Raw genomic sequence first — 26,062 nt, forward strand, 5'->3', positions numbered from 1 at the left:
TCAGCCCTCGATCTTACCTCCGCGCAGCAGGTCCGCCGCCCGCACCCCGTACCGCTCCCGGAACGTATGCGAGAAGTGCGAGGCGGAACCGAACCCGCAGGCCGCCGCCGTCCACGCCACGGTCTCCGGCGTGCCCGCGAGCAGCAGCACCCGGGCACGTTCGAGCCGGCGGCCGAGCAGGTACTGCGGGAAACCCTCGCCGCCGGAGGCGAAGACCCGGGACAGATGCCGCTCGCTCACGCCGATCCCCCGCGCGACCCGGGCCGCGGTCAGGCCCGCGTCGGCCAGGTGCTCGTCCACGAAGGCCTTCGCCGTGGCCAGATGCACCGCGGCGGACATCGAGGCCCGCCCCGACACCACGCTGCCGAGCAACTCCAGCAGCACGCCCTCCTCGACCGCCCCCGCGGCCGCCTGCGGCAGCACCGCACGCCCCACCATCCGAGCCAGCGCGCGGGCCTGGGCGGTGCCCTCGTCCACGTCGAACACCAGCGGCTGCGTCAACGAAGGCCCATCGAGCGCTTGCCACACCTCGCGCGGCACCTTCACCGCGAGCTCCTCCAGCCCCTGCGAAAACCCGCGCATGAACGGCCGGTCCGCATCGCACACGATCAGCTGCCCCGGCCGCAGCACCCGCACCCCGTCGTCGTGGTAGAAGAACGCCTCCCCGGCCAGCGCCAAGTAGCACGCCACCGCCTCCGACGGCAGCCGCCGCACCACCGACCGCGTCCGCTCCACCACATGCGGCGTACCGGTGACCCGCGCCAGATGCACGCGCGGGAGCTGCAGGTTGATCTCGGTGGCCTCGAGCTCCAGCGCGTCGTCCTCCAGCGACCGGCACCTGAGCCCGATCAGCGCCTGCGCGTTGTGCTGCTCCCACAGCGCGACCCGCTCCGCCTCGGCCAGACCGGCCGTGCTGAAGAGCACCGGCCCCGCCGGCGCCGCCGGAGGCGGAGCCACCGGAGACGGAGCCGAAGCCGGGGGCACCGCGACTGTCATCTGCCCAGCATAAGCCGCGGAACTTCCGTGCCCCACTGCCGCGTTTGGCCTGAGGAGGCACGTGGGCGAGTCCCGTGAGGGAGTCGCCGTGTGGGGATCGCCGTGGGAGGCACCGTGAAGCGGACGCGGCAGCGGGACCGAGAGGTCTCAGGACCGCAGTCGCCACGGGCCTCGACGTTGCCTGCCTGTTGACTGGGCTCCAGAGCTGAGGGTCCCGGCGAGAGTCCCCTGCGGCGCAGGGCCTACTCGTCGCTGATCCGATTTCCCTCTTCATCCCACTGCTGCTCGGAAAGCTTGTTCAGAACGAAGCCATCGCCCGAGAAGACCGTTCGCTGACGCAGCCGCCCGTTCGCGTGCCAGGTCGTCCACTCCCCGACCGGGATGCTCGCCCGCGTCTGCCCCTGCTCCTCGAGAGTCCCGTCCCGGAACCACTGCATCGTGGGCCCGTTCTTGTAGCCCTCGGTGTAGGTCTCCAGCGTCCACAGGCTGCCGTCCTCGAAGTACTCCACGGCCTCGCCGGTGAACAGCTCGCCCCGGTAGAGAAGGAGGCCTGAAGGGGTCAGATCCACGTCCGGCCCGTCGATGTCGATCCGCTGCGGCATCCGGCCACTCCCCTGTCCTGCCGTTAGCCGGCGGATTCTTGAACGTCCCGGTCCTGCGGCTCTTGCGGCTCGGCCGGGGCTTCAGCCGCTGAGCCCGGATCCGGTGATTCCGCCGGTCCGAAGGCCATTGACGCCGCGCCGAGCACCAGGTAACAGGCAGCCGTCCAAAGGCCGAGATAAAGCAGCATGCGGATCGAGTCGTGCGATGTGACGATGCCGTAGGCATAGGCCCCGAGCCCGAGCAGCGCGCCCACGAGAAACGGCGCTGCTACCGCCTCCTCGCCCAGAACTCCGCAGAAACCGATGATTCCGCCGCCGGCGATCAGCAGCGTCACCCAACCGCTGTAGTGGCTTGCCCATTCGAGCCACGCGCCCGCCATCAGCCAGGGGGTGCCGAAAGTCGCCAGGAGGAGGTGGCCATCCCTCTTGCCGGTCGTGTTCGCGGCCTCGGCGGGCTCCGGCTCGTAACCGGCGGGTACGGCGTCTTCAGGCTCGGCAGGCATTGGATCGAACATATCAGGGCATTCCCTTATCCGCTCAGGTCAGGATCCTGACCCGACCGCTTTAGTCGAGTTCCGCGGCGATCAAGCACGCAGCCGGCGTCGGCTGGCGCGCCGGAGTTCAACGTGGCGGTCGGGCCCGCCAGAAGGTGGGACGCCACCAGTAAAGTCTGGTCATCTCCTCCGGCCAGGGCTCCAGGTCTTCGGCAACCGGCTCGAAGTGGACGAGGTCGGCCGGACCGAGCGGGAACCAGCCGTCCTCGATCGGCTCGTCGTCCGCAGCCGGCCGCACGTACTTGAGCACGCGCGTCTGCACGGCCCCGAGGGCCCGGTAATTGCGCTGGCACTCGATCAGCGACAGCTGGTTGGGGCCGCCTTCGAAGTCGGGCCAGCGAGTCTGCACGAGATCGTCCTCCCAGAAGCACACCGGGCAGATCTCGAACGAGCCGACGCGCTGCTCGAAGACCAGGTGGCCACAGCAAACACAGGGGAACCGCGGCACCTTGGGCGCCGGATTCTCTGTCGTACCATCGACTTCAGGCATGGCGGTCAGCCTCTCACGGCGCGACGCAGAGGCCTACTTCGCGGCGCGTCCGAGAAGCCCGCTCAGTTCGCGGGCGAGGGCCACCGAGGCTTCGATCTCGACCTTGCGGATCGACACGCTCTCGACGAGGAAGCCGAACGGCATGTCGAGCTTGCGGCAGAAGGCGATCAGATCGCGGGCGTTGGCCAGGCAGTGCTCGTACGATTCGGCGAGGGTGTCCTCAGCGTGGCAGAGGGAGTTCTCGAGCCAGCGCGGGACGTCGACGCCGAGCCATTTGAGGAACGCCAGCGTCTTCACCGAGCCGCACACCGAGAGCGTGAAGAGGACGGGATTCGGCGCGAGCTGCCGATCACGGCAGGTGTAGTAGTAGTCGGAGACCATGTTCTTGGCCGCGTCGACGTTGTAGATGACCTGCGAGATGAAGTAGCCGCATCCCGCCTCCTGCTTGGCTATCAGCCGCAGGTGCTCGTCCGGGCGTTCGGCGATGGCGACGCCGCCGAGCTGCAGACTCGGGCAGTATTCGCGGCGCAGCGCGTGCGCCTGCGGCAGAAGGGTCTGGACCGCCTTGCTCTTCGAGGACGCGCCCACGAAGACGCTGAGCACGCGCTCGGCGTCGGCCTCTTGCAGCCAGGCCCGTATCTGAGCCTCGGAGTACTTGCCGACGCACCGGTAGATGACCGTCGGGCGCTTCCACTCACCGAGGTAGTCCGCATGGTAGGCGGCGGGGTCCAGCGTCGGCAGGTAGGGGAACGGCCGTTCCTCCGGGTTGCGGTCGCTCTCATCGTCGATGTCGTACAGCGCCAGGCCGTCCACGTCGACGGTCGCGAGCCGCGCCAGGGTGGCGGCGGTGATCTCGCGGATCCGCTCGGTCGGGATGCTCACGCGCGGCGGCGTGATGCCGAACAGGAGGATGCCGCTCTTGCTGTCCGCCCCGAGCGTCCGGAGGGCCGTGCTGTCGCTGTCATCCACCATGAGGCGGAAATTAGCAGGTCATCGAGCAGGCGGCAGGCGAGAACCACTCTGTGAGATCACCTGACCCCGCCCGCGGCTCGGCGTTCTTCCGTGCGTCGGCGTCGGCGGTCAGCATCCGCGTCGGCGTCGGTGTCGGCGGGCTCACGGCCTCGTGCCGGCGCCCTTGCCCGAGTGAGCCTGCGGCCGGGTGATGTGCGCGACGAACGAATACCGGTCGCCGCGGTACCAGGTCTGGACCCACTCCACCGGCTCGCCCTGCGCCGTGTGGCCGTGCTGGGTGACCAGCAGCATCGGCGTACCGATCTCCGTGCCGAGCAGCGCGGCCTCCCTGGGCGCGGCAGGCACGGTCTCGATCGTCTCGACGGCGTGCGCGACCCGGTCGCTGATCTTCTCGCGCAGGACGTCGTAGACGTAGTCGCTCGATTCGATCTCGGCTTCGAGTCCGCCGTAGCGGCGGCCGGAGACGTGCACGCACTCCAGCGCCATCGGGGCGTCGTTGACGGAGCGCAGCAGCTGCAGCGACAGGATCTCGGCGCCCGGCTGCGTGCCGAGACGGTCGGCGAGCTCGGCGGAAGCCGCGACCCGCTCGGTCCCGATCAGGGTCGTGCAGGTGCGCAGACCCTCGGTCTCGGCCTCGGCGTGGCCGCTGAAGCCGGAGACGGACAGCGGCCAGGCCAGCTTCGGCTCGGCCACGTACGTGCCCGACCCCTGGCGGCGGACCAACCGGCCCTCGGTGACGAGTTCGGCGACCGCCTTGCGGACGGTGGTGCGCGAGGTCCGGTACGCGACGGCGAGGTCCCGCTCCGGGGGGATCAGCACACCGGGCCGCAGCTGCGCGATCCGCTCGACGATCTGGCCCTTGACCCTGAGGTAAGGGCGCTCGCGCACGCCTTCCAGCGTGGCCTCCATGGTCATTCTCTCCCCCTGTTCACCGTTGCGGCCAACGACCAGAACAGCCCGAGCTCCAGGTGCGCGGCGGTGGCCGCGGCGCCGAGCAACGTGCCGTTCCAGCCGAGCTTGGAGTACTCGACGGTGATGTGGCCGCCGAGATAGGGCCTGCTGTCATGCAGCGCGGCCCGGATGTGGTCGAGCAGGCCGGGCCCGAGCGCGCAGACCGGCCCGCACACGACCGTCCGGCGCACGTCGATCAGTTCGTGGACGAGTTCGAGCAGCGCCGCGATGTTGCGGCCGGCCCGCTCCGCGGCGACCTCGTCGAGTTGCCCCGTCGCCTGCTGGCCCTGCGGGGTCAGCTGCAGCGACTGCGGCCGGCCGGTGAGCACGCTGATACGCGCCGCGGCTTCCAGGCAGCCGGCCCGCCCGCACTCGCACCGGAGGTCGTGTGTACGAAGATTGAGATGACCGACCTCGCCGGCGCCGAAGGTCTCGCCCTGGAACAGCGCTCCGGACAGGACCAGGCCCGCCCCGACGCCGTCGCCGACGTAGAGCGCCAGCAGCGTGGGTTCGGGCTCTTCGCTCATCGCCACTTCGGCGAGAGCGCACGCGTCGCTGTCGTTGACCAGGTGCACCGGATAGCCGAGCCGTCGGCCGAGGACGCCGCCGAGGTCGAAATCATTGCGCTGGAGCAGGACCGAGCGCGCTATCAGGCCTCGATGGTCGACGATTCCGGGCACTGCGACGCCTACGGCGAGCACGGTCCGTCCGAGGGCGTCAGCCATCGTCTTCACCGCGACCACGAGGTCGTCGATCACCTGTTCGGGCGTGCAGATCTGGTCGTGCCGCTCGATGATCTCGCCGCGCAGCGAGACCGCCGCGACGCGGAAGCCGTCGCGGATCAGCTGCACGCCGAGCACCGCGAAGGACTGCTGGTCGAGGTCCAGCAGGATCGGGGGCTTGCCGCCGATGGACGGGCCGAAGCCCACCTCGCGGATCAGGCCCTGCTCGAGCAGCTCCGCGACCAGGCCGGAGACGGTGGCCGTGTTCAGTCCTGCCAACCGGACCAGGTCCGCCCGCGAGATCCGCCCGTGCCCCTCGCCGACGTGCTGAAGCAGCAGCCGGCGGTTCGCGGCGCGCACATCGGCCGGAGACGCCTTCGCGATGGTGCGCAGCGACTTCATGATCCGCTTCTGATTCGGCGGCCGCGCACGGCCGGTTCGACTTTCCTTGGAAAGTACCGTTACCCTCCAAGGAAAGTCAATGGTCTCGACCAATTCGACGTCGACCGCCGCGCCGCCCCGCTCCGACCAGGACCCCGCCGATCGGGCCCGGGCGATCTGCGACACTTGCCCGATGATCCGCTTTCGATTCGATCTGCGGCTGTTGCAGGAGGTTGAGCCGTGGGGTCGGGATGAGCCGGCACTGCACTGGTTCGCGCTGGTTGCAGCGGCGGCGGGCGCAGCGGGCGGGCACCGCCTGGGCGGCCGTGCGGGCGGGGGCGCGCGAGTTGCTCGCGGCCGAGGACGCGTGAAGCGACAGTGAACCGCAAGAGGTTCACGTCATAGTGGGCAGCCGAGACGGCGGCGCGGACGGGTGGATGTGGCTCGATGCTCAGGATGACGTGGGGGCGGCTGCGCCGGCAGCGCGGACGGACGTTGGCCGTGCTCGCCGGGATCCTCACCGCGGTGACCGGCTTCGTCGTGCTCACCGGCTCGGTCTCGACGCAGCAGGCCAGGCTCACCAGTTTTGTGCAGGCCAACAGCGTCGGCGCGTACGACATCCTGGTCCGGCCCGCGGGCAGCGAATCAGAGCCCGAGCGCAACAGCGACCTCGTCCGGGGCAACTTCCTGGCCGGGCAGTACGGCGGCATCGGTCTGGCGCAGTGGCACCGGATCCAGCAGCTCACCGGTGTGCGCACGGCCGCGCCGGTCGCCATGCTCGGGTATGTGCCGATCGGGATGACGGCGGACGTCGACGTCACCGCTCAGGTGGACCCGTCGCTTCAGCAGCAGTTGATCAAGGTCTCGCGCTCGTGGCTCACCGACCGCGGTCTGACGAAGATCGACGATCCCGGTGCCGACTACGTCTACGTCACACGGAACCCGGTGATCTGGCCGACCTTCGTCGGCACCCAGGACGGCAGTGTCTTCCTGAACTCTTCGATCGAGTACATATATCAGGGCCGTAAGGTGCATATCCCCGCGGACTCGTGCGGCACAGAGCCTGCCCCGGGAGGCCAGGGCACGGTCGGCGTGCTCGTCGGCACGGGCGTGCCGGTCGAGGCGTTGCCGGACGGGACGTTCCGGCCGATATGCGCGGCGATCGGGAACACGGCGGTGACGGCGACCGACCGGTTCTCCGTGGCGAATCGCAGCGACTTCCTGGTCGCACACCTCGGCGCCGACGGTGGCTTCACCATCGACCATCCGTTTCCCGGGCAGCAGCCGGTGTCTTCGAAGCGCCTCGACGTCCTGGTGAACTGGAACGTCATGGTGCAGCTCGCGGCGATCGATCCGACCGCCGAGGACGCGCTGGTCGGGCTCGACTCGGCGACGGAGCGCGGATCCGCCTTGGCCGACGCGATGAAGCCGGCGCTCGGCCAGAGCTCGGCCGGCGTGCGGGGCGGTGCCTCGGCCACGGTGCCGGTGGTGCTCTCCGACGACTCAGGGCTCGATGAGCAACTTGCGTCCACATCCGGGCGCATCGAGGGCGATCTGTCCGGCGTCTATGAGCAGACCGCCGCTGCCGCCACGGCTTATGCCGGCGCGAGCGAGGCGAGCGGCGCCGGCCACACGACGCTCGACGTACAGAGCGTCTATGCGTCCACTGTGCGGCAGCAGCCTTTGGTGAAGTATTCCGGTTCTTACGATCAGGACTCCTCCGCCATGGTCGCCACTCTCAATCCCCGGTACGTCGCGCAGGAACCGACCTACCACGCGAACGCGGACGGCAGCCTGAGTGCCGTGGATCTCGGCGCGCCGAATCAGAACACGTGGAATATCGCGACGTACGGCGAGAGCGCCGACGTGCCGGCGTACGTCACCGACGACGCCTTCCGGTCCGTCTCGGTCAAGGGCGATACGCCAGGCGTCAGCAACGCCGTCGAGGGCGTGGCGGTGGGCACCTTCAATCCGGCCGAGCTCAAGCAGTTCTCCTCGCTCTCGGCCGTCGCCATGGAGACCTTCCAGTCCACTTCGGCAGCCGGCGCCGACGCGGCGAGCCGGCAGTCGCTCGGCGGCCGATCCTTGACCGGCAACTCGAGTCCGGGCTCTTACGTCGCCACGCCGCCCCAGCTGCTGACCACGATGGACGCGCTCCCCTACATCCTCGACACGGGCGATCCGAGCACCACGGCGCCCATCTCCGAGATCCAGGTCAAGGTCGCCGACGTCACCGGCGTCGACCAACGCTCGCGCAACCGGGTGGCCGCGGTGGCCGCCGAGATCCGCAAGGACACCGGTCTGCAGGTCGACATCGTGGCCGGGTCCTCGCCCTCACCCGTCACCGTGCGCCTGCCCGCGGGGAATCACGGCCGGCCCGCGCTGACGCTGGCCGAGCTCTGGTCGCGCGAGGGGGTCGCGGTCGCGCTGATCTCCGCGGTCGATCGCAAGAGCCTGTTTCTGTTCGTACTGGTGCTCATCGTGTGCATTCTGTTCGTGGGCAACGCGGTCTCCTCCTCGGTCCGCTCGCGGCGCAACGAACTGGCGGTGCTGGCCTGCCTCGGCTGGCGGTCGCGGCGCATCGCTCTGCTCGTGCTCGGCGAGGTCCTGCTGGTGGCGCTGGCGGCCGGTGTCGCCGGCGGTGTGCTGGCGCGCCCGCTCGGCGCGGCGCTGGGCCTGCACGTCGGTCTCGTCCGCGCTGCCCTCGCGATCCCGGTCGCGCTGAGTGTCGCGCTCGCGGCAGCCGTCAAGCCCGCGATCGGAGCCGGCCGAACGCACCCCGGCGCGGGTCTCACTCCCGACGTCGTCGCCGCGCGCCGGCGCCGCGGCGGGAATGTGTCCGGCATCAGGACGCTGGCATGGACCGCCGCAGGGCGCACCCGATGGCGCACGGCTGCCGCCGTGCTGGCCCTGACGCTCGGCATCGGGGCGACGGCGCTGCTGGTCTGCATCGAGGCGGCGTTCCACACCGCCGCGTCTCAGTCGCTCCTGGCCGACGCGGTCGGCGTGAAGGTACGCGGAGCCGACGTCGTCGCAGCCGTCCTCACCCTGACCCTCGCCATAGCCGCCACGGCCGACGTCCTCTACCTCGGCATCGTCGAGCGGCTCGGGGAACTGGCTTCCCTGCGCGCGGCCGGGTGGCGTGATGCTGATATACGTAGACTGGTTCTATGGGAAGGTGCGCTGATCTCGGCGCTGGGCGCGGTTTTCGGCGGCCTGCTCGGCCTGGCGGGTACAAGGCTGCTGCTCGGCGAGGTCCCGGCAGCCGTCTATCCGGCGCTGGTGGTGCTCGGCCCGCTCGGCTTCGCCGCCACCGGGGCCGCCTGCCTGGCGCCCGCCCGGCTCGCCGCGCGGGCGCCCATCGCGCGAACACTGAGTGAATGCTGAGGAGTTGACATTTGGTCTAGACCATTAACCGCGCCCCCTGCTATGTTCGTCGGCACCGGGCCCTTTTTCTTTGCGTGAGCGGCAGGGCCCTGTGATACCACGGGAGGGGATGCTCGATGCTGCGGTTCGGACTGCTCGGGCCGGTGGAGGTGTTCGTCGACGGCCGCGAGTTACGCCTCGCCCACGGCAAACAACGCGATCTGCTCGCCCTGTTGTTGCTGCGTCCGAATCGCGTCCGCACCACCGACGAGCTGATCCAGCGGCTTTGGCCGGCCAGCCGTCCGGACAACGCTGTCAATGCCCTGCATACCCATGTGCTGCGACTGCGTCGGCAGCTGGGGAACGTCGCCGGCGAACGCATCGAGACCCGGGCGCCCGGTTATCGCATCCTCGTCGCGCCGGGTGAATTAGACCTCGATGAGTACCGCCGATGGCACGAGATGTGCGAGAGCGACGCGAAGAGCGCCGATTGGAGCTCATTGCTCGATCATGCGCAGAGCGCTCTGCGCCTGTGGCGCGGCAATCCGTTCCTGGATGTCTCGACCGAGATCGGCGACAGTTCGGACGCGGCGCTCCTGCGTGAGGAACGGCTTTGCACGGAACTGCTCCGCATCCGTGCGCTCGTCGAACTCGGCAGTTTCGCCTCGGCCGCAGCCCGCGCGCGCCCGCTGCTCGACGAGCATCCGTTCCACGAGCGCCTGGCAGGCCTCTACATCTCTGCGCTCGCTCAAGACGGGCGCCGCACCGAGGCACTCGAGGCGTATCAGCGCACGAGCAGCACGTACTTCGAGCATCTGGGCGTGGCGCCGGGTGCGGACCTGCAGCGCCTGCACCGCACGGTCCTCGATGGCGCGGTCTCGCCGGCGCCCGCCCTGTCCTGACTCCGGGCTGCCCGCCGGCCGCCTCAACACGGAAGAGAGCCATGTCGGATTTCCCTGCTCCCATCGTCGTGCGCGAACTGAGGAAGGCGTTCGGATCCGGCTCGAACGCCGTCCGCGCGGTGGACGGCGTCGACCTGGACGTCGAGGCCGGCTCGCGCGTGGCGCTGACCGGCGCGTCCGGCTCGGGCAAGTCCACGCTGCTGCACCTGATCGGCGCGATCGAGAAGGCCGACTCGGGGCGGATCACGGTCGGCACGACCGAGGTGACGCAGCTTCGGCGTACTGCGGCCGCGGACTACCGGCAGACGGTGGGCTTCGTCTTCCAGCGCTTCCACCTGCTGCCGGCGCTCACCGCACTGGACAACGTGGTGGCCGCGGTGCTGCCGCGGAAGGTCGACTTCGACAAGGCCGAGCGGGCCGCCGAACTACTCGACGCGGTGGGCCTGAGCGGACGCCACGACGCCCTGCCCTCGCAGCTGTCCGGCGGCCAGCAGCAGCGCGTGGCCATCGCGCGGGCCCTCATCGGGCGCCCCTCGCTCTTCCTCGCCGACGAGCCGACCGGCGCCCTCGACTCCGCCACTGGCACAGCCGTCGTCGACCTCATCCTCGAACTCGCCGAGGCCCACGGATTCACCGCCGTCATCGCCACCCACGAGCAGTCCGTCGCCGCCCGTTGCGACCGGGTGATCCGGGTCTCTGACGGGAAGATCGTCGTGGACTGAGCAGCCTTCTGGCGTCCGGCTGGCGCCGGGCGCCACGGCGGCGCCAGCGGGCTCGGCCATGCTCTGACAGGTCCAGACCAATCGCGCCGAAGCCGCGGCGCCGATCCGCTGAGAGGCCCCAACATGGTCAAAGCACTGATGAAGCTCGCCGACCGTACCGCCGGCCTTCTGCTCCCCGAGGTCAAGGCCTCCGCGAGCTGCACCCCGGCGACGTACACGACCTGCACCTGCGACCACAACAACGGCACGCGGGCGCCGTGGCTCGACTGCACCGTCTACCACGTCGCCGGCAACTGTGCCAGCTCGACGACCTACTACAACGGCGGCTCCTGCTAGGCAGCCGGCTGCCAGCCGGTAGGTCCCGCGACCGGAGCGGCGGCCGACTTCCGCCGCTCCGGTCCCGCCCGAAACCTGCCGACGCCGCCACACCTGCGCAGACTCCGCTCACCACGAGACTCCGAGACCATCGCGGACGGATGCCGATGTTCTATGTCATAGCCCTGTCACGTTGGTCGCTGGCGCTGGTGTTCGCGGTCGCGGTGGCCGGCAAGTTCCGCAGCCGCGCCGGGTTCGCGGCCTCGGTGCGGGACATGGTCGGCGTCACCGACCGGGCCGCCGGGCGATTGGCCGTCGCCTCGATCGGCGCCGAAGCGCTCGCCGCGATCCTGCTGCTCATCCCGGCGACCGGCCGCGTCGGTGCCGCGCTCGCCGGGGTCTTGCTGCTGTCCTTCACCTTGCTGATCCTCCGGCTGATCCTGCGCCGCGAGACCGTCGCGTGCTCGTGCTTCGGGGCTTCGACCGAGCCCGCCGGGTGGCTCCAGGTCGGGCGCAACACCTTCCTGCTGGCGCTGGCCGTGCTGAGCGGCCTGGCCTGGAGCCCGAACGGGATGCGGTCCGGGCTGGTGACGGTCGCGTTCGCGGCGGTCGCTGTCGCCACCGTCGTGGCGTCGCTCGACGACGTCGTCTTCCTCTTGTCGCCGGCCGAGAGCCGGCGGCAGCCGCTGACAGGAGTAGGCCGATGACTGTGCTCGCCATTGCCGTGACACTCTTCGGGGTGCTCTCGCTGTTCAATCTCCTGCTGGCCCTCGGCCTGGCCAGGAAGCTGCGCCAGGGATCCGCCGAACCGGCGCACGCCCACGCGCCCTTCCCCGCGGGCGCATTCGCCTCGACCGGCGGCGGGAGCAGCAAGGCGCCGGCGCTGAGCGCGGGCACGCCCCTCCCCCATGCCTCTGAGCTCGGCCACGACGGCCGCCCGCTCCTCGTCGGTTTCTTCTCCTCGACCTGCAAGGCGTGCCCCGAACACCTGCCGCGCTTCCGCGAATTCGCCGAGACCTTCCCCGGTGACGCAGTGGCGGTGCTCAACGGCGATCCGGACGCGCTGAAGTCGTACGTCGCGGCGCTGGGCCCCGGCATCCGGAACGTCTCCGACACCACGGCGCACGGGCTGCTCAGCGACGCCGTCGAGCTGCGCGCCTGGCCCTCCTTCGTCATCGCCGATGCGGGCGGCGGCGTGCGCACGACCGGCCTGGACGTGCGGCTACTCGATCTGTCCGGCGTTCACGCGCCGCAAGTCGTCAGCGAGATCGCTGCCGGAGCCGGCAGCCGATGAAGCGCGCCGACCGGACCCGCCGCTGGTGCCGGCTGGTCGCGCGGGCCCTGGCGCTGGCCGTCTCCGTCGCGCCGGTCGCAGTCCTCGTCCAGATCGTCTTGTCGATAGCGAGCGGCCTGGTGGGGGCCGCGGCGTCGCTCATCCTCCGCGACATCATCGACGACGTCGTGCGGCACCGTCCGACGTCGTCGATCGCCGAGCTCGTCGTGCTGCTCGCCTTGGTCGGAGCCGCGACCGCGCTGCTGCCCATCCTGGTCCAGTACTGCCGATCGCAGATCCGCCGGGCACTCGGCCTGACGGTGCAGGACCGCATCTTCCACGCCGTCAACGGTTTCCACCGCACGGACCGCTTCGAGGACCCGCGCTTCCTCGACCAGCTCCGCATGGCACAGCAGGCCACTACTCAGGGACCTGATCAGGCGGTGTCAGCTCTCTTCATCCTTGGCCAGTCGCTCGTGACGATCACCTCGTTCGTCCTCTTCCTCGGCTCGCGCGCCCCGCTGCTGGCCGCGGCGGCCCTCGCGGCCGGCGTCCCTGGCCTCGTCGTGCAGTTGCGGCTGAGCGCCGAACGCAACCAGGTGATGGCCTCGACGAGCCAGACCGCCCGTCGCCAGCTGACGGCCCGCAGCCTGATGTCCGACCCCGTGGCAGTCAGGGAGCTGCGACTGTTCGGCCTCGGTGACTTCTTCCGGTCGCGGGTGGCCGCCGACACCGCCACCGTGAACCACGCCGAGCGCCGGACCGATCTGCGCACCGTGCTGTTCAACGCGCCGCTGGCGATCCTCGGCGCGTCGATCGCCGGGATCGGGCTGCTGTGGGCGGCGGACGCGGCGTCGCGCGGCGCGATCACGGTCGGCGACGTGTCAGTGTTCGTAGCGGCGCTCGCCGCCATCCAGGGCGGCCTGGCCACCATCAGCACCTCTGCCGGGACGCTCAACCAGGCTGTCGGCTGCTTCGGCTACTACACCGACATCGTCGACCTCGCGGACGACCGTCCGGCCGCGGTTGCCGGCTGTCCGGCGCTCGTCGAGGGCATTGAACTGCGCGACGTCTGGTTCCGCTACAGCCCGGATGGACCCTGGGTCCTGAAGGGGGTGAGCATGACGATCGCGCGCGGCCAGTCGACCGCGATCGTCGGGCTGAACGGCTCGGGCAAGAGCACGCTCGTCAAGCTGCTGTGCGGCTTTCACGAGCCGGAGCGCGGCTCGATTCGCTGGGATGGGCTGGATGCGCGCGAGATCGACCCGGAGAGCCTGCGCCGCAGAATCGGGGCGATCTTCCAAGACCACATGCGCTACGACCTGACGGCCGGTGAGAACGTCGGGGTCGGTGACCTGCCTGCGCTGGACGATCGGGAGCGGGTCGTGGCGCGGGCCGTGCAGGCCGGGGTCGACGCCGCGGTGAGCGCCTTGCCGTCAGGCTACGACACGCTGCTCAGCCGACTGTTCTTCGTGGACGCGGCACCAGGCGTCGGCCCGCAGCGCGGGGTCCAGCTCTCCGGCGGCCAGTGGCAGCGGCTGGCCCTCGCTCGAGGATTGATGCGCGACCAGGCCGACCTGCTGATCCTGGACGAGCCCAGTTCGGGCCTGGATGCCGAGGCCGAGCGCGATGTCCACGAGCGACTCCGGACCCTGCGGGACGGCCAGACGAACCTGCTGATCTCGCACCGGCTGAGCGCCGTGCGCGCGGCCGAGCAGATCTACGTCCTGTCCGAAGGGGTCATCATCGAGGACGGCGACCATGTCGGGCTGATGGCGGTCGGCGGCCAGTACGCACGGCTCTTCGAGGCTCAGGCGGCCGGATATCAGGACACGATGGCGGCGGCCCAATGAGATTCCTGCGACGCTACCTCGTGGTGGTCGTCGAGGGCTGGAGCATGTATCCGACCTACGCGGACGGCGACCGGCTCCTGGCCCGGCGGGCGAAGCAGGGCACGAATCAGCAGCCTGCGTCGCCATCCGTGGGCGCCATTGTGGTGGTGCCTCGGCCGGACGAGCGCAATGGGTGGTGCCAGCCGCTGCCGGCAGAACTCGCCGCGGGTGCCGGCCTGTTCGTCAAGCGCGTCGCCGCCTCCGCTGGTGACGAGGTTCCGGCTGCCTTCCGAGAGGCGGTGGGCGCCGCGGGTCCGGAGTTCCGGGTGCCGCCGGGCATGCTCTTGCTGGTCGGGGATCATCCGGGCAGCCGCGACTCGAAGCAGCACGGCTACTGTCCGGTCGACCAGGTTGTCGCACGGGTGGTCAGGCGGATCTCGGTATCAGGCCACGTCGTCCCACCCTCGGTGCTCGACCCCGATATCCCGCACCGCAGCATCGGGGTCGCGTGAGAGCGCTCTCTCAGCCCTAAGGCCGCACGGCCCGGACGCGCCGGGCCGCGCGGTCGTCTCGTGAGGTCAGGGCATGTGCCACTGCTGATTGGAGGTGTCCCCGCACGTCCAGATCTGCACCTGGGTGCCGGAGCCGCCGTAGCCGGTCGAGTCGGCCGACTCCGTTGCCGGCAGCCCAACTTGCCACCGTGGAGGCGTCGAAGAGGCTAAAGGTGGCCTACTGCGAGCTGATGATCGGCTGAGTGGTCGTCAGGGTGTGGGCGGGCGCTTCGCGCCACCTGCGGTTTCGTCTGACCGCCCGCCCACCCGTTGCGTGGCGGGGCGGGCTGGGGTTTCAAGATTTCGCCTCCGGCGCGGGCCCTTCCTCGGAGAGAGCTGCCGGGGTCGTGTAGGTGCTGGCGTTGGTGGGGCGGGCTGTGGTCCGGGGTGGTCGGGTGCCGGGGGTGTGCTCTCTCCTCGGTCGGTCCCCGGAGGCAATCAGGAACCTGCCGGGAGGTCAAGCGGCGGCGGCTTCCGCTCATGCTCGATCTTGCATCGCGCCGCTTGACCTCCCGGCAGAACCCCAATGCCGCGTAGTTAAGGGTTTCCCGGCCCTGTCAAGTGGTGCTTTTCAGGGCATGTCGGTCTTGGTCGGGGTGGTGGACGCGCGAACGGGACGAGACCTCTGATACACCGGTGCGGTCTGCCAGGACTGCCCGGGAAATCAGAGGTCTCGTTGCCTGCCAAGTCTGCCATGCCCGCTCTCACCCGCGCCATCACGCGCGCCTGTGGTTCCTTCGCCGCGGGCCATCTCGGTCCTTTGACACAGGTGATCCCGTTCGAGCTGGTCGACGCGGTACTCGCCGAGACCGGCCGCACCGAGCGGCGAGTGCGCCGGCTGCCCTCACGCGTCGCGCTCTACCTCGTGCTGGCGATGGCGCTGTTCGAGAAGGCCCCGATATCCGGGGTGTTCTCCGTGCTGAGCGCGGGACTGAGGGCACCGGCGGTCTCGGAGAAGGCGTTGCGCGACGCACGCCGGCGGATCGGGCCGGAACCGGTCAAAGCGCTCTTCGACGTGCTCGCCGGCCCGATCGCGCAACCACACACCCCCGGAACGCGCTACCGCAGGTGGCGCACGGTCGCGTTCGACGGCTGCTCCTCCACCAAGATCCCCGACACCCCGGACAACCGGGCCGTCTACGGCCGCGCACCGGTACGCCACGGACACGCCGGCTACCCGATGCTGATGCTCATGACCCTGGCCGAGACCGGCACCCGCGCACTGGCCGCAGCGGTGTTCGGACCGAGTGGCACCGGGGAGATCGCCTACGCCGAGAAACTCCTTGCCCACCTCGACGCGAGCATGCTGCTACTGGCCGACCGCGGCTTCGACGCCGCCGGTTTCCTGGCCAAAGCCGCCGGCACCGGGGCACACCTGCTCGTGCGCGCCACCGCCAACCGCCGCCCGCCCGTGCTCGCACACCTACCCGACGGCTCCTACCTCACCCTGATCGGCACACTCAGGATGCGGGTGATCGAAGCCGAGGTCACCGTCACCGCCACCGACGGCTCCACCCACACCGGCACCTACCGGCTGATCACCACCCTGCTCGAACACCGGTCCGACCCCGCACCCACACTCCTCGCCCTCTACCACGAACGCTGGGAGACCGAGACCGCGTTCCTCGCCATCCGCCACACCCTGCTCGACGGACGCGTCCTACGCTCACGCGACCCCGCGGGCCTGGCCCAGGAGATGTGGGGCATCCTCACCGTCTACCAGGCCCTACGCACCCTCATGTGCGAAGCAGCCGAAACAATCCCCGGCACCGACCCCGACCGGATGTCCTTCACCCTCGCCCTGCACACCGCCCGCACCCACACCATCCTCGCCGACCTCGGCAACCCCACCGACCGGCCCGGGCCCATCGGCCACGCCGTCCTGGCCCCACCCCAACCCCGCCCGCCGCCCCCGCCACAGCACCCGCAAACTCAAATCCCCCGGCCAGCGCTACACCTACAAAGACCCCACCAGACCCACCCACAGCACCACGATCACCGGCATCACCCTCACGATCCACCCGCCCACCATCACCCCGCCACCCGCCCCACCCCCCGGCCAACCCGGCCAACCCGGCCGAGCACCCGAGAAAAACCACGTCCTGAACCTCCTCCGACAGACCCCCGACCAGCCCCGACGCATCCCCGAGATCGCCGCCGCCCTCGGTATCAGCGGCCGAAAACACACCAACAACCTGGGCGTCAGAATCAACCGCTGGGCCCACCAAGGACTCCTGACCAAAACAGCCCCCGGCACCTACACGATCAAGAAACAGCCCTTGACAGACCACCAGAACCCTTAACTACGCGGCATTGGGCAGAACCCTGATCGGGCTTCGCCTGCCCGACCGAGGAGAGAGCACACCCCCTGAGGGTCCGGTGCGAGCTGCGCTCAGGCCGAGCCCCGGCCCGCGGCCCGGCCGCGATCGATCCGGCAAAATCCTGCATCGCCGTCCTGAGCTGCCCTTCCTCTCTACTCCTTCAACGCCGGGGAACGTCGCCGAGTGCCCGGAAATAGCCTGAATTTTCTTTATCTGGTAAACGCCGGATACGCGGTTTTTGTCGGTGGCGGCGTCTAGCATGGAAGAGTACGGGGATCGGGACTTGCGACGGGAGGGGTGGTGGGCGCGGTGGCTGGGCAGATGGCGTCAGGGGTGTGGCTGAAGGCGGTGCAGGATTTCCCTCGGGGTGCGACCGAGCCACGCGATCGTGCGCATCGCGTGAGCACCGGGTGGATCGGACCGGGGCGCTGCAGAATCCTTCCGCATCGGGCGCGGCTGGCCGCGGGATTCTGCCGCGAGATCTGGGATCGGGATGCTCGGATCAGGGTGATGTAAGATCCGACATGAGGTGCGACCGGCCCACGGGACCCTTCGCGCGGATCGATGATCGGGATGGTCGGATCAGGGTGGTGCAGGTTTCTTCCGGATCGGGCGCGGCCGGGCCGCGGGCCGGGGCTCGGCCCGAGCGCAGCTCGCACCGGACCCTCAGGGGGTGTGCTCTCTCCTCGGTCGGGCAGGCGAAGCCCGATCAGGGTTCTGCCGGGAGGTCAAGCGGCGCCATGCAGAATCAAGCACCAGCCACAGCCACCGCCGCTTGACCTCCCGGCAGGTCCCTGATTGCCTCCGGGGACCAACCGAGGAGAGAGCACACCCCCGCAACCTCACCATCCCGAACAACAGCCCGCCCCGCCACGCCGGCACCCACGCAACCCCGGCATCTCTCTCCGAGGAAGGGCCCCAGCCGGAGGCGAGATCTTGAAACTCCAGCCCACCCCACCAACGCAACGGGTGGGCGGGTGGACAGAAGAACCGTGGGCGACGCGAAGCGGCCGCCCCGCCGACTACCCCGACCCGACAAGCCACTACACCCCATCAGCACCCAGTCGGTCATCAATCCGTATTGAACGATCCGCATGTCAAGAGTTCTGCCGGGTTCCGGAACCCATGGGGTGAATCCGTGATCGATTCCCGGAACCTGTCGCATGGGATTGACACCGCCCGGGAATTCCCGTACACCTCCCTCGGAGAGCGCTCTCACAGGTTTCACCAGCCATCGCGCGCGCTCCGATGCCGACGAGACGCGGGCACGTATATGTGCTCTGCGACCGCTGGCACGCGCCCGGAATTCGGGCCGCGGATCAGGTAATCGAAGGGAATGTCATGAGTCCTCGCCCACTCCCACGGCCCCCGGCGCCCGCGCGCGGCGGACCCCGCCGCCGGCCCGCGCTGCGTGCGCTGCTCGCGGTCACGGCGCTCTTCTCGCTGTCCATGGCCGCCAGCGCCAACTCCCCGGCGTCCGCCGCGGCGGAGGCGCCCTACGGCGGCACGGCGGCCCCGGTGCCCGGCACCGTCTTGGCGGCCAACTACGACACCGGCGGGCAGGGCACGGCCTACAACGTGGCCTCCACCAACGGAAGCGCCAACAGCTACCGGGCCGACGGGATCGACGTCGAGACCACCGCCGACACCCAGAACAACACCGGCGGCGGAGCCTACGACATCGGCTGGACCAACGCCGGCCAGTGGTTCAAGTACACCGTCAACGTCGCCGCTGCCGGAACCTACAGCGTCGCGCTGCGCGTCTCCTCGCCCTACGGGATCACCGACGCGCTGCACATCGCCAACTCGTCCGGCACCAACCTGAGCGGCTCGGTCGCGGTGCCCAACACCGGCGGATACGAGACCTGGGCCACGGTGACCGCCAACGTCACCCTACCGGCCGGCACCCAGACCCTCACCGTCGATCAGGACTCGAACGGCTTCAACTTCCACTACATGGCCTTCACCCAGACTTCGGGCGGCGGGGGCGGCGGAGGCACGGGTTCAGGCTCGTCGGGCAATGACCAGCCGTTCGGCGGCACCCCGACCGCCGTCCCGGGCACGCTCCCGGTCGCCAACTACGACACCGGTGGCCAGGGCACGGCCTACAACGTGGCCTCCACCAACGGAAGCGCCAACAGCTACCGAAGCGACGGCGTCGACCTCGAGACCACAGCCGACACCCAGAACAACACTGGCGGCGGAGCCTACGACATGGGCTGGACCAACCCCGGCCAGTGGTTCAAGTACACCGTCAACGTCGCGAGCGCCGGGGCGTACACCGTGGGCTTCCGGGTCGCCTCGCCGTACGGAATCGCAGATGCCTTACACATCGTGAACTCCTCCGGCACCAACCTGACCGGCTCGGTCGCGGTGCCCAACACCGGCGGATACGAGACCTGGACGACCGTCACCGTCAGCGTCACGCTGCCGGCCGGCACCCAGACCCTCACCGTCGATCAGGACTCGAACGGCTTCAACTTCCACTACATGGCGTTCTCTCAGGGCTCGAGCAGCGGAGGCGGCGGGGGCGGAGGTGGAAGCGGCGGGACCAGCCCGACCGAGTACTGCGGGATTCAGGATCTTGCGATGGGCCAGCCGACCACGGCCTCCTCGACCTATTCCGCCACCGGCAACCCGGCCTACGCCGCCACCGACGGCGACCCGGGCACCCGGTGGGAGAGCGCGTACAGCGACCCGCAGTGGCTCGATGTGGACCTCGGGTCCAAGACGCAGATCTGCAGCATAGGCCTGCTCTGGGAATCCGCCTACGCCTCCGCGTTCCAGATCCAGGTGTCCAACGACAACGCGACCTGGACCACGGTGTACTCCACCACGACCGGCGCCGGCGGGCAGGAGACGTACCCCGTCTCCACCACCGCGCGGTACGTCCGCGTCTACGCCACGACGAGGGCGACCCAGTGGGGCGACTCGATCTTCGAGCTCGATGTCTACGGCTTGACGACGACCGCGCCGCTCACCGGCGGGACCGGCAACGGCGGCAACGGCAGCTGCCCCTGGGTCGGGTCCACCGCGCCGGTCTCCCAGCGGGTACAGCAGGTGCTCAACACCATGAACCAGTCCGAGGAGGCCAGCCTGCTCTCCGGTGACGGCACCTCGAGCTACATCGGCCAGGTCCCGGCCATTCCGAACCTGTGCATCCGCTCGATCAACATGGAGGACGGCCCGTCCGGAGTCGGCGACGGCAACGGCGGCGTCACCGCGTTCCCGGACGGCGAGAACGCCGCCGCGACCTGGGACCCGGCATTGGTCCAGCAAGAAGGCACGGCCAAGGGCGCCGAGTTCGCCGGCAAGGGCGCGAATGTCTCGCTCGGCCCGACGGCCAACCTGGTGCGCGACCCGCGCTGGGGCCGGACCTACGAGACCTACGGCGAGGACCCGTACCTTGCCGGCCAGATCACCACGGCCGAGGTCGACGGCCTGCAGAGCCAGGACGTGATGGCCATGGTCAAGCACGTCGCCGCCTACGACCAGGAGCAGTACCCCAACGGCAGCAACAATGAGACGGTCAGCCAGCAGGCGCTCGAAGAGCTCTACCTGGCACCCTTCCAGGCCGCGGCCGAGCAGTCCGCGCCCGCCTCGATGATGTGCTCCTACGCGGTGGTCAACAACGCCGCCTCGTGCGCCAGCGCCGAGATGCTGCAGGACGGTCTGGACAACCAGGCGAACTACGGCGGCTTCATCACCTCCGACTGGGGTGGCGCCGGTTCCGCCGTCGGCGACCTCGAGGGCGGCATGAACGTGGCGATGCCGTTCTCCAACGCAGGCGACGTCACCGCGGCCTTGTCCGCGGGCACCCTGAGCCCCGCGATCGTCAACGAGCGGGTCGCCCAGATCCTCACTCAGATGTTCGCGTTCGGCATGTTCGACAACCCCGCGTCCGGATCCCTCTCCAACACCGTCACCAACGCGGCACACGTGCAGACCGCGCTGCAGATGGGCGAGGAGGGCACGGTCCTGCTCAAGAACAGCGGCCTGCTCCCGCTCAACCCCAACCCGACCACCAAGCAGACGATCGCGGTCATCGGCACCGACGGCGGCGCCGGGGTCGAGCTCGCCGGCGGCGGCAGCGGCGGGGTCGACAGCTCGAACACGATCTGGCCGCTGACCGGCATCCAGAACGCGGTCGGGCCGAACGTCACCGTGACCTACACCCAGGGCGACGACAACGGCACCGCGGACATCCCGCAGGCGGTCGCCGCCGCGCAGGCCGCCACCGACGCGATCATCTACGTCAACCTGCCCGAGGGCGAGGAGAGCGACCTGACCTCCATCGACCTCTCCAGCGCCGACGAGACGATGATCGCGGATGTGGCCGCGGCCAACCCGCACACCATCGTCGTGATCAACAGCGGCGGCCCGGTCGTCATGCCGTGGCTGGGCTCGGTCGCCGGCGTGTTCGAGAACTGGTACGGCGGCGGCGAGACCGGCGCGGCGACGGCGGCGCTGATCTTCGGCACCGCGGACCCGTCCGGCAAGCTGCCGGTCACCTTCCCGTCCAGTCTGAGCCAGGTTCCCGCGCAGACGACCGCGCAGTGGCCGGGCACGCCGACCGGGCCGATCTACAGCGAGGGCGTGAACATCGGCTACCGCTGGTACCAGTCGCAGAACATCACGCCATTGTTCTCGTTCGGATACGGGCTCTCCTACACGAAGTTCTCGTTCTCCAACCTCAGCGTCGGCGCCTTCAACGCCGACGGCAACGCCACCGTGACCGCGACGATGACCAACACCGGTTCGGTCGCCGGAGCCGACGTCGCCCAGATGTACGTGGGCGATCCCGCCGCCAGCGCCGACCCGCCGCTCCAGCTCAAGGGCTTCGACCGGGTCAGCCTCAACCCCGGCCAAAGCGCCACCGTGAGTTTCCCCCTCAACATCCACGACCTCGCCTCCTGGGCGCAGACGGACAACCAGTGGGAGGCGCAGGCCGGCACGTACTCGATCAAGGTCGGGGACGCGTCGAACAACCTGCCGCTGACCGGCTCGACCAGCCTGGCCCAGACCCTGACCGGCCAGATCGCGGCGGGAGCGTCCGCCGCCGGCGTCTCGAGCGCCAACGCTGCCGTGAGCGCGAACGTCACCGCCAACTCCGGCGTGCCGGGCGCGGAGACAGTGGGCGTGGTCAACCCGTTCGGCTACAGCAGCCCGAAGGGCGCCTCGGCCTCCTTCACCATGCAGGCCGTGGACTCGAACGCGTCCCAGACGCTCACCTACACCGCGACCGGACTGCCGCCAGGCTTCTCGATCGCAGCCAACGGCACGGTCTCCGGAACCGGCACCACACTCGGGACTTACACCGTGACCATCACCGCGACCGATACGAAGGGGGTGTCCGGCTCGGCCACCTTCGTGTGGACCGTCGCGCAATAAGCAGTCACACGATAGGCAACAGGACGGATGAGCGTGCCGTCGCGGGGTACGAGGGGCCAGCGCGGCTCCGAAGGCGCCGCGACGACACGACAGACGCCAGAGGGATGCAGAGCATGAGCGAGACGACGTTCGATGTGGCAGTCACAGCTGACACGGCCGACTATGCAGTGGTGTCGGTCCACGGCGACCTGGACCTACTGGGCGCGACGAAGCTGCACCGTCCGCTGAGCGACGCGCTCAGCCGGCCGGTGGCCGTACTCGACCTGACCAAGTGCGAGTTCTGTGACTCCTCGGGCCTGCGCACCATCCTGGAGGCGATGCAGCGGGCGCACGGCGCCGGCCGCGCCTTCCGCATCGCCGGCGCGGGCAAGGCGGTGGTCCGCGTCTTCGAGACCGCGGGCCTGCTCACAGAACTGAGTCTCTACCCGAGTGTGGAGGCCGCGGTCGAAGGCTGAGCAGGTCGGCCGGAAGTTCACTGCCCAAGGACGCGAGGAGGTCATCGACCTCCTCGCGTCCTGCTTGTTCCGCACGACGGGGGTTGACACCGTGGAGTTCATTCCTCCAGGCTTTGGGAGAGCGCTCTCCTGCGCGCTCACCGCGCGACTTTTCGGTACATACAGTTCCATCTCAGGGGGAGTCGTATGCACGTCGGAGTGCCCGCGACAGATGTCTGCTGCGCACGGCGTGCTGGATGACCGCACTGCGGGAGCTGCGGACCCGGCACTGGGCCCTGGCGGCGCTGGCGGCCGCGGTGGCGGTCGCCGCGGGGTTGGCCGCACTGTTCGCCACCGCTTGGGGCACGGGGTTGTCGGAGGGGGCGCAGCGCGACCTGCGTGCCTCGTCGGCGGACGCTGTCGTGATCTCCCGGCCGGCTCAGGATTTCGCCGACAACGCCGCCAGCGCTCAACGCGTTCGGGATGCTGTGGCGCATGCGGGTTCCGCGTTGTGGCACGTCGACGCGCTCACCGTGTCAGAGATTTTCGATCTTCCATCCGAGAGCAACGACGCTTCGACCGAGCAGACCTACGCGGTCTCGTCGGCTGCGGTGCGGCCGCACGCCATTCTGACTGCAGGCACGTGGCCGATCTTCGTTCCCGGCAAGGCGATCGGCGTGGCGGTGCCGGAATCAGCCCTCGAAGCCATGGACCTGCGCGTCGGCGCCAGCGTGAGCCTGACCGATCCGAATTCCCACTCCAGCGTCGCCTTCGTGGTGACCGGCTCCTTCCGGTATGCCGACGACGATCCGGGTGCTCTGACGTGGAACCAGATCGGCATGTCGGGTGTGGAGCCGAGCGGCCCCACGACCTACTTCGGTCCGCTGGTCGCCAATCCTGCGGCCTTCGCGGCCGGTGCCCTCAGTACCGCGAGTGGCACGTGGGTGCTCACTCCCGCAACGGGAGATCAGGACTCGGCGACGCTCGCGGCGCAGGCCAGCGCTCTTCTACACTCCGCGGATTTGGCGCCGCAGAACGGATTCACGGTCTCCTCGGGCCTACCCGGGCTCGTCGCCGGCATCGCGGCGCGGACAGCTGCGGGCCGGGCTCAACTCCTGGCGGGCGCGATCCTGCTCGGGGTGTTGGCGGGGGTCGCGCTCGCGGCCGCGGCAGGGAGCCTGGTCGCACGGAGCAGAGTCCAGGCCGCGCTGCTGTGTTCGCGCGGGGCGCCGCGGCGAACCCTCGTCTCCTTCTACGTGGTGGACGTCGCGATCGTCTTCCTGTTCGCCGTGGGTGGAGTGCTGACGCAGTCGGAGTTGTGGGGCGAGGACTTCGGGCGCGCGATTCCGAGCGTAGCTTGGGTATCAGGGCTCGCGGTCGCACTGGTGGCCTCGCTGTTGCTCTGCGGCCGCGCGGCCCGGACCGCCGAGCCCGCGGACGTCGCCATCGCCTCCGGCCGGCAGTCTTCGGTCCCCGGAATCATCCGCGCGGGCGGCGACATCGCGTTGATCGCCCTTGCGGGCGTGGCAGTGTGGCAGGCCGGTGAGGTCGGGCTCTCCACCCGCGCGGCGAACGGGAGCGGCGCCACCCCGGTGCTGATCGTCGCCGCCGCGCCTGCTCTGGCCGTCGCCGCCGGTGCCGCGCTGTGCGGACGGCTGGTGGGCGGCGGCGCCCGGGTCGCGGAGTTCGTCGCCCGCCGGGTCCGCAGCGCACCGGTGCGGCTGGCGACCTGGGAACTGGCGCGCACACCTCTGCGGTACTTCGTTCCGGCGTTGCTGTGCGTCGCGTCGGTCGCCGGCTGCGGATCCTTGGCCGCGCAGCATGCCAGCCGACTCCGATCCGCGCACGACCAAGCCGCGTTCGTCAATGGCGCGCAGGTCGCGGTCGCGCTGCGCCAGACCCTGCCGCCTGGTGAGGTGGCCTCGGTCGCTTCCGCTCCCGGAGTCATCGCCGCCACTCCCGTCGACGAGATCGACATCGGGACCGGCACGCTCGTGGCGCTCGACGCGGCGAACGCCGCTTCGACGGTCGCGCTCCGTGCCGATCTGGTGGACGGGTCCGCGGCGAAGCTGTGGGCTGGGCTGACACCGAGCAGTTCACAGCATCCTGTGATGTCCGGTATCTCCGTGCCAGGACGGCCGGTCGCGCTCGGCCTCACCGGCACGCTGACCGCGACCGGCCACGCTTCCAACATCAGGGGGGATACGGTCTCCGTGGCTCTGACCATCCAAGACGCGGTCGGCCTGACGTATTCGATCCCTGTCGGGCAACTCGCACCCGACGAGGCCGAGCACGCCCTGAGCGCACAGATCGCACCCGATGCCAAAGCCGACTATCCGTTGCGCATCATCGGCGTCACGCTCGGAACCGCCGACAAGGCCTACAAACTCGCCATCTCCGGGTTGACCGAGCAGGTCGCGGGAGGCGGCGGCACCATCTCGTTCCCAGGCGCGGCGGCCATGGCCAAGTGGACCCGGCACAACCAGTCGACCGACGTCATGCTGGCGCCGGCGGCCGGACCCGGGCTCGTGGTTCCTGCCCTGGCCACGGATGACTACCTCAGCGCCAACGGCGTGCACATCGGGTCGACGGTCCAGCTCAGTGTGAACGGCGTGTCCGTCAGTGCTCTGATCATCGCCACGGTCTCGGCGTTCCCGGCACTCCCGGCCGGCAACCCGGACGGTCTGATCGTCGACCTTCCCACGCTGGCCGACGTCGTCAACGCCGGCGGGGCCGAGCTCTGGCCGAGCTACACCTGGTGGCTGGATACCAAGAGCGGTAATGCGCCTGCCGCACTGCCGGCCGGCGCGGTGGCTACCACTGCGGACGAGGTACAGGCCAACTTGATCTCGGATCCGTTGTCTGCGATCCCGCAACAGGCGCTTGACATCGCGACGCCCGCGCTCGTGCTTCTCGCCATGCTGGGCCTGGTGACGGCTTTGCTCGCCGCCTCACGCGACTCGGCCCGGCGCGACGCGGTGCTCGGCGCACTCGGCACGACCCGCTCGCAGCTCGTCGGGCTCACCTGCCTCCTGCACGCGTGCGTCATCGTTCCGGCGGCTCTACTCGGCACCGGCCTCGGATTCCTCTTCGCCCGCGTGTTCACGCCGGTGTTCGTGCTCGGCGCGGACGGCTCACCACCCCGGCCTTCGGTCATGGTGCTGCTGGACGCAACCTGGAGCGCGACGGCAGCGCTGATCATCGTCGCGACGACCGTGACAGTCGCCCTCGCGAGCTGCCTTGCGCGCACGGGCCGGTTCGCACAGTTCGGGGCTCGAGGGTGAGGG

20 protein-coding genes are annotated in these 26,062 nt (G+C 69.8%); 13 read left to right on the plus strand and 7 right to left on the minus strand.

The genetic code is table 11. The features are described 5' to 3' along the window. From ACTRO_RS13950 to ACTRO_RS13980, 7 genes are all read right to left on the minus strand, one after another. The gene (locus ACTRO_RS13950) at positions 1-996 is read right to left on the minus strand and encodes an AraC family transcriptional regulator (RefSeq protein ID WP_084316247.1); all 996 of its coding nucleotides are present in this window, start codon (positions 994-996) and stop codon (positions 1-3) included. 242 nt (positions 997-1,238) lie between these two features. Next, on the minus strand, positions 1,239-1,598 hold the full coding sequence (locus ACTRO_RS13955; protein WP_034263534.1) for a toxin-antitoxin system YwqK family antitoxin: 360 nt from the start codon (positions 1,596-1,598) through the stop codon (positions 1,239-1,241). 23 nt (positions 1,599-1,621) lie between these two features. Beyond that, a complete protein-coding gene (locus ACTRO_RS13960) occupies positions 1,622-2,113 on the minus strand; it encodes a hypothetical protein (protein ID WP_034263535.1) in 492 nt (163 codons plus the stop codon). 106 nt (positions 2,114-2,219) lie between these two features. Beyond that, positions 2,220-2,642: a CPCC family cysteine-rich protein gene (locus tag ACTRO_RS13965; protein WP_051450806.1), complete on the minus strand. Its 423-nt coding sequence runs from the start codon at positions 2,640-2,642 to the stop codon at positions 2,220-2,222. Between the two features lie 33 nt (positions 2,643-2,675). Beyond that, positions 2,676-3,614 (minus strand): methylenetetrahydrofolate reductase, encoded by a 939-nt coding sequence (locus ACTRO_RS13970; protein WP_034263537.1) that lies wholly within the window; start codon positions 3,612-3,614, stop codon positions 2,676-2,678. Between the two features lie 141 nt (positions 3,615-3,755). Further along, on the minus strand, positions 3,756-4,529 hold the full coding sequence (locus tag ACTRO_RS13975) for a GntR family transcriptional regulator (protein ID WP_063627997.1): 774 nt from the start codon (positions 4,527-4,529) through the stop codon (positions 3,756-3,758). Next, a complete protein-coding gene (locus tag ACTRO_RS13980) occupies positions 4,526-5,689 on the minus strand; it encodes an ROK family transcriptional regulator (protein ID WP_034263538.1) in 1,164 nt (387 codons plus the stop codon). The genes ACTRO_RS13975 and ACTRO_RS13980 overlap by 4 nt, the downstream gene beginning before the upstream one ends. Positions 5,690-5,768: 79 nt before the next feature. Here ACTRO_RS13980 and ACTRO_RS47195 point away from each other — a divergent pair, with 79 nt between their 5' ends. The 13 genes from ACTRO_RS47195 to ACTRO_RS14040 all read left to right on the plus strand — a co-directional run bounded on the left by ACTRO_RS47195 (position 5,769) and on the right by ACTRO_RS14040 (position 26,059). After that, positions 5,769-6,050, plus strand: coding sequence for a DUF5984 family protein (locus ACTRO_RS47195; protein WP_157436174.1), 282 nt, complete (start codon positions 5,769-5,771; stop codon positions 6,048-6,050). Positions 6,051-6,115: 65 nt separating this feature from the next. Further along, on the plus strand, positions 6,116-9,055 hold the full coding sequence (locus ACTRO_RS13985; protein ID WP_034263539.1) for an FtsX-like permease family protein: 2,940 nt from the start codon (positions 6,116-6,118) through the stop codon (positions 9,053-9,055). Between the two features lie 116 nt (positions 9,056-9,171). Further along, positions 9,172-9,936, plus strand: a complete 765-nt coding sequence (locus tag ACTRO_RS13990) for an AfsR/SARP family transcriptional regulator (protein ID WP_034263540.1) — start codon at positions 9,172-9,174, stop codon at positions 9,934-9,936. Between the two features lie 41 nt (positions 9,937-9,977). Further along, entirely contained in the window at positions 9,978-10,658 is a 681-nt protein-coding gene (locus ACTRO_RS13995) for an ABC transporter ATP-binding protein (protein WP_051450808.1), read from the plus strand. A gap of 123 nt (positions 10,659-10,781) precedes the next feature. Continuing rightward, positions 10,782-10,994 carry a hypothetical protein gene (locus ACTRO_RS14000; RefSeq protein WP_034263541.1) on the plus strand — a complete coding sequence of 71 codons (213 nt, stop codon included), beginning with the start codon at positions 10,782-10,784 and terminating at the stop codon, positions 10,992-10,994. A 140-nt stretch (positions 10,995-11,134) separates the two neighbouring features. Beyond that, complete coding sequence (locus ACTRO_RS43295) at positions 11,135-11,680, plus strand: MauE/DoxX family redox-associated membrane protein (protein ID WP_051450809.1); 546 nt, start codon at positions 11,135-11,137, stop codon at positions 11,678-11,680. Beyond that, positions 11,677-12,267: a TlpA disulfide reductase family protein gene (locus ACTRO_RS14010; protein ID WP_157436176.1), complete on the plus strand. Its 591-nt coding sequence runs from the start codon at positions 11,677-11,679 to the stop codon at positions 12,265-12,267. Before ACTRO_RS43295 ends, ACTRO_RS14010 begins: the two co-directional genes overlap by 4 nt. After that, positions 12,264-14,099 carry an ABC transporter ATP-binding protein gene (locus ACTRO_RS14015; protein ID WP_051450810.1) on the plus strand — a complete coding sequence of 612 codons (1,836 nt, stop codon included), beginning with the start codon at positions 12,264-12,266 and terminating at the stop codon, positions 14,097-14,099. Before ACTRO_RS14010 ends, ACTRO_RS14015 begins: the two co-directional genes overlap by 4 nt. Beyond that, positions 14,096-14,590, plus strand: coding sequence for a S26 family signal peptidase (locus tag ACTRO_RS14020; RefSeq protein WP_051450811.1), 495 nt, complete (start codon positions 14,096-14,098; stop codon positions 14,588-14,590). The genes ACTRO_RS14015 and ACTRO_RS14020 overlap by 4 nt, the downstream gene beginning before the upstream one ends. Positions 14,591-15,398: 808 nt before the next feature. Beyond that, complete coding sequence (locus ACTRO_RS14025) at positions 15,399-16,958, plus strand: IS4 family transposase (RefSeq protein WP_245594375.1); 1,560 nt, start codon at positions 15,399-15,401, stop codon at positions 16,956-16,958. A 1,333-nt stretch (positions 16,959-18,291) separates the two neighbouring features. Next, positions 18,292-22,341: a glycoside hydrolase family 3 C-terminal domain-containing protein gene (locus ACTRO_RS43300; protein WP_051450812.1), complete on the plus strand. Its 4,050-nt coding sequence runs from the start codon at positions 18,292-18,294 to the stop codon at positions 22,339-22,341. 113 nt (positions 22,342-22,454) lie between these two features. Further along, entirely contained in the window at positions 22,455-22,796 is a 342-nt protein-coding gene (locus ACTRO_RS14035; protein ID WP_051452383.1) for an STAS domain-containing protein, read from the plus strand. A gap of 236 nt (positions 22,797-23,032) precedes the next feature. Continuing rightward, positions 23,033-26,059 (plus strand): FtsX-like permease family protein, encoded by a 3,027-nt coding sequence (locus tag ACTRO_RS14040; RefSeq protein ID WP_034263543.1) that lies wholly within the window; start codon positions 23,033-23,035, stop codon positions 26,057-26,059. Positions 26,060-26,062 lie beyond the last annotated feature (3 nt).

The sequence above is a fragment of the Actinospica robiniae DSM 44927 genome (assembly GCF_000504285.1).
Taxonomy (GTDB): domain Bacteria; phylum Actinomycetota; class Actinomycetes; order Streptomycetales; family Catenulisporaceae; genus Actinospica; species Actinospica robiniae.

Coding starts and splice junctions, on each gene's coding strand:
- ACTRO_RS13950 (WP_084316247.1), bottom strand. CDS start 996: ATGACAGTCGCGGTGCCCCCGGCTTCGGCTCCGTCTCCGGTGGCTCCG.
- ACTRO_RS13955 (WP_034263534.1), bottom strand. CDS start 1,598: ATGCCGCAGCGGATCGACATCGACGGGCCGGACGTGGATCTGACCCCT.
- ACTRO_RS13960 (WP_034263535.1), bottom strand. CDS start 2,113: ATGTTCGATCCAATGCCTGCCGAGCCTGAAGACGCCGTACCCGCCGGT.
- ACTRO_RS13965 (WP_051450806.1), bottom strand. CDS start 2,642: ATGCCTGAAGTCGATGGTACGACAGAGAATCCGGCGCCCAAGGTGCCG.
- ACTRO_RS13970 (WP_034263537.1), bottom strand. CDS start 3,614: ATGGTGGATGACAGCGACAGCACGGCCCTCCGGACGCTCGGGGCGGAC.
- ACTRO_RS13975 (WP_063627997.1), bottom strand. CDS start 4,529: ATGACCATGGAGGCCACGCTGGAAGGCGTGCGCGAGCGCCCTTACCTC.
- ACTRO_RS13980 (WP_034263538.1), bottom strand. CDS start 5,689: ATGAAGTCGCTGCGCACCATCGCGAAGGCGTCTCCGGCCGATGTGCGC.
- ACTRO_RS47195 (WP_157436174.1), top strand. CDS start 5,769: ATGGTCTCGACCAATTCGACGTCGACCGCCGCGCCGCCCCGCTCCGAC.
- ACTRO_RS13985 (WP_034263539.1), top strand. CDS start 6,116: ATGCTCAGGATGACGTGGGGGCGGCTGCGCCGGCAGCGCGGACGGACG.
- ACTRO_RS13990 (WP_034263540.1), top strand. CDS start 9,172: ATGCTGCGGTTCGGACTGCTCGGGCCGGTGGAGGTGTTCGTCGACGGC.
- ACTRO_RS13995 (WP_051450808.1), top strand. CDS start 9,978: ATGTCGGATTTCCCTGCTCCCATCGTCGTGCGCGAACTGAGGAAGGCG.
- ACTRO_RS14000 (WP_034263541.1), top strand. CDS start 10,782: ATGGTCAAAGCACTGATGAAGCTCGCCGACCGTACCGCCGGCCTTCTG.
- ACTRO_RS43295 (WP_051450809.1), top strand. CDS start 11,135: ATGCCGATGTTCTATGTCATAGCCCTGTCACGTTGGTCGCTGGCGCTG.
- ACTRO_RS14010 (WP_157436176.1), top strand. CDS start 11,677: ATGACTGTGCTCGCCATTGCCGTGACACTCTTCGGGGTGCTCTCGCTG.
- ACTRO_RS14015 (WP_051450810.1), top strand. CDS start 12,264: ATGAAGCGCGCCGACCGGACCCGCCGCTGGTGCCGGCTGGTCGCGCGG.
- ACTRO_RS14020 (WP_051450811.1), top strand. CDS start 14,096: ATGAGATTCCTGCGACGCTACCTCGTGGTGGTCGTCGAGGGCTGGAGC.
- ACTRO_RS43300 (WP_051450812.1), top strand. CDS start 18,292: ATGAGTCCTCGCCCACTCCCACGGCCCCCGGCGCCCGCGCGCGGCGGA.
- ACTRO_RS14035 (WP_051452383.1), top strand. CDS start 22,455: ATGAGCGAGACGACGTTCGATGTGGCAGTCACAGCTGACACGGCCGAC.
- ACTRO_RS14040 (WP_034263543.1), top strand. CDS start 23,033: ATGACCGCACTGCGGGAGCTGCGGACCCGGCACTGGGCCCTGGCGGCG.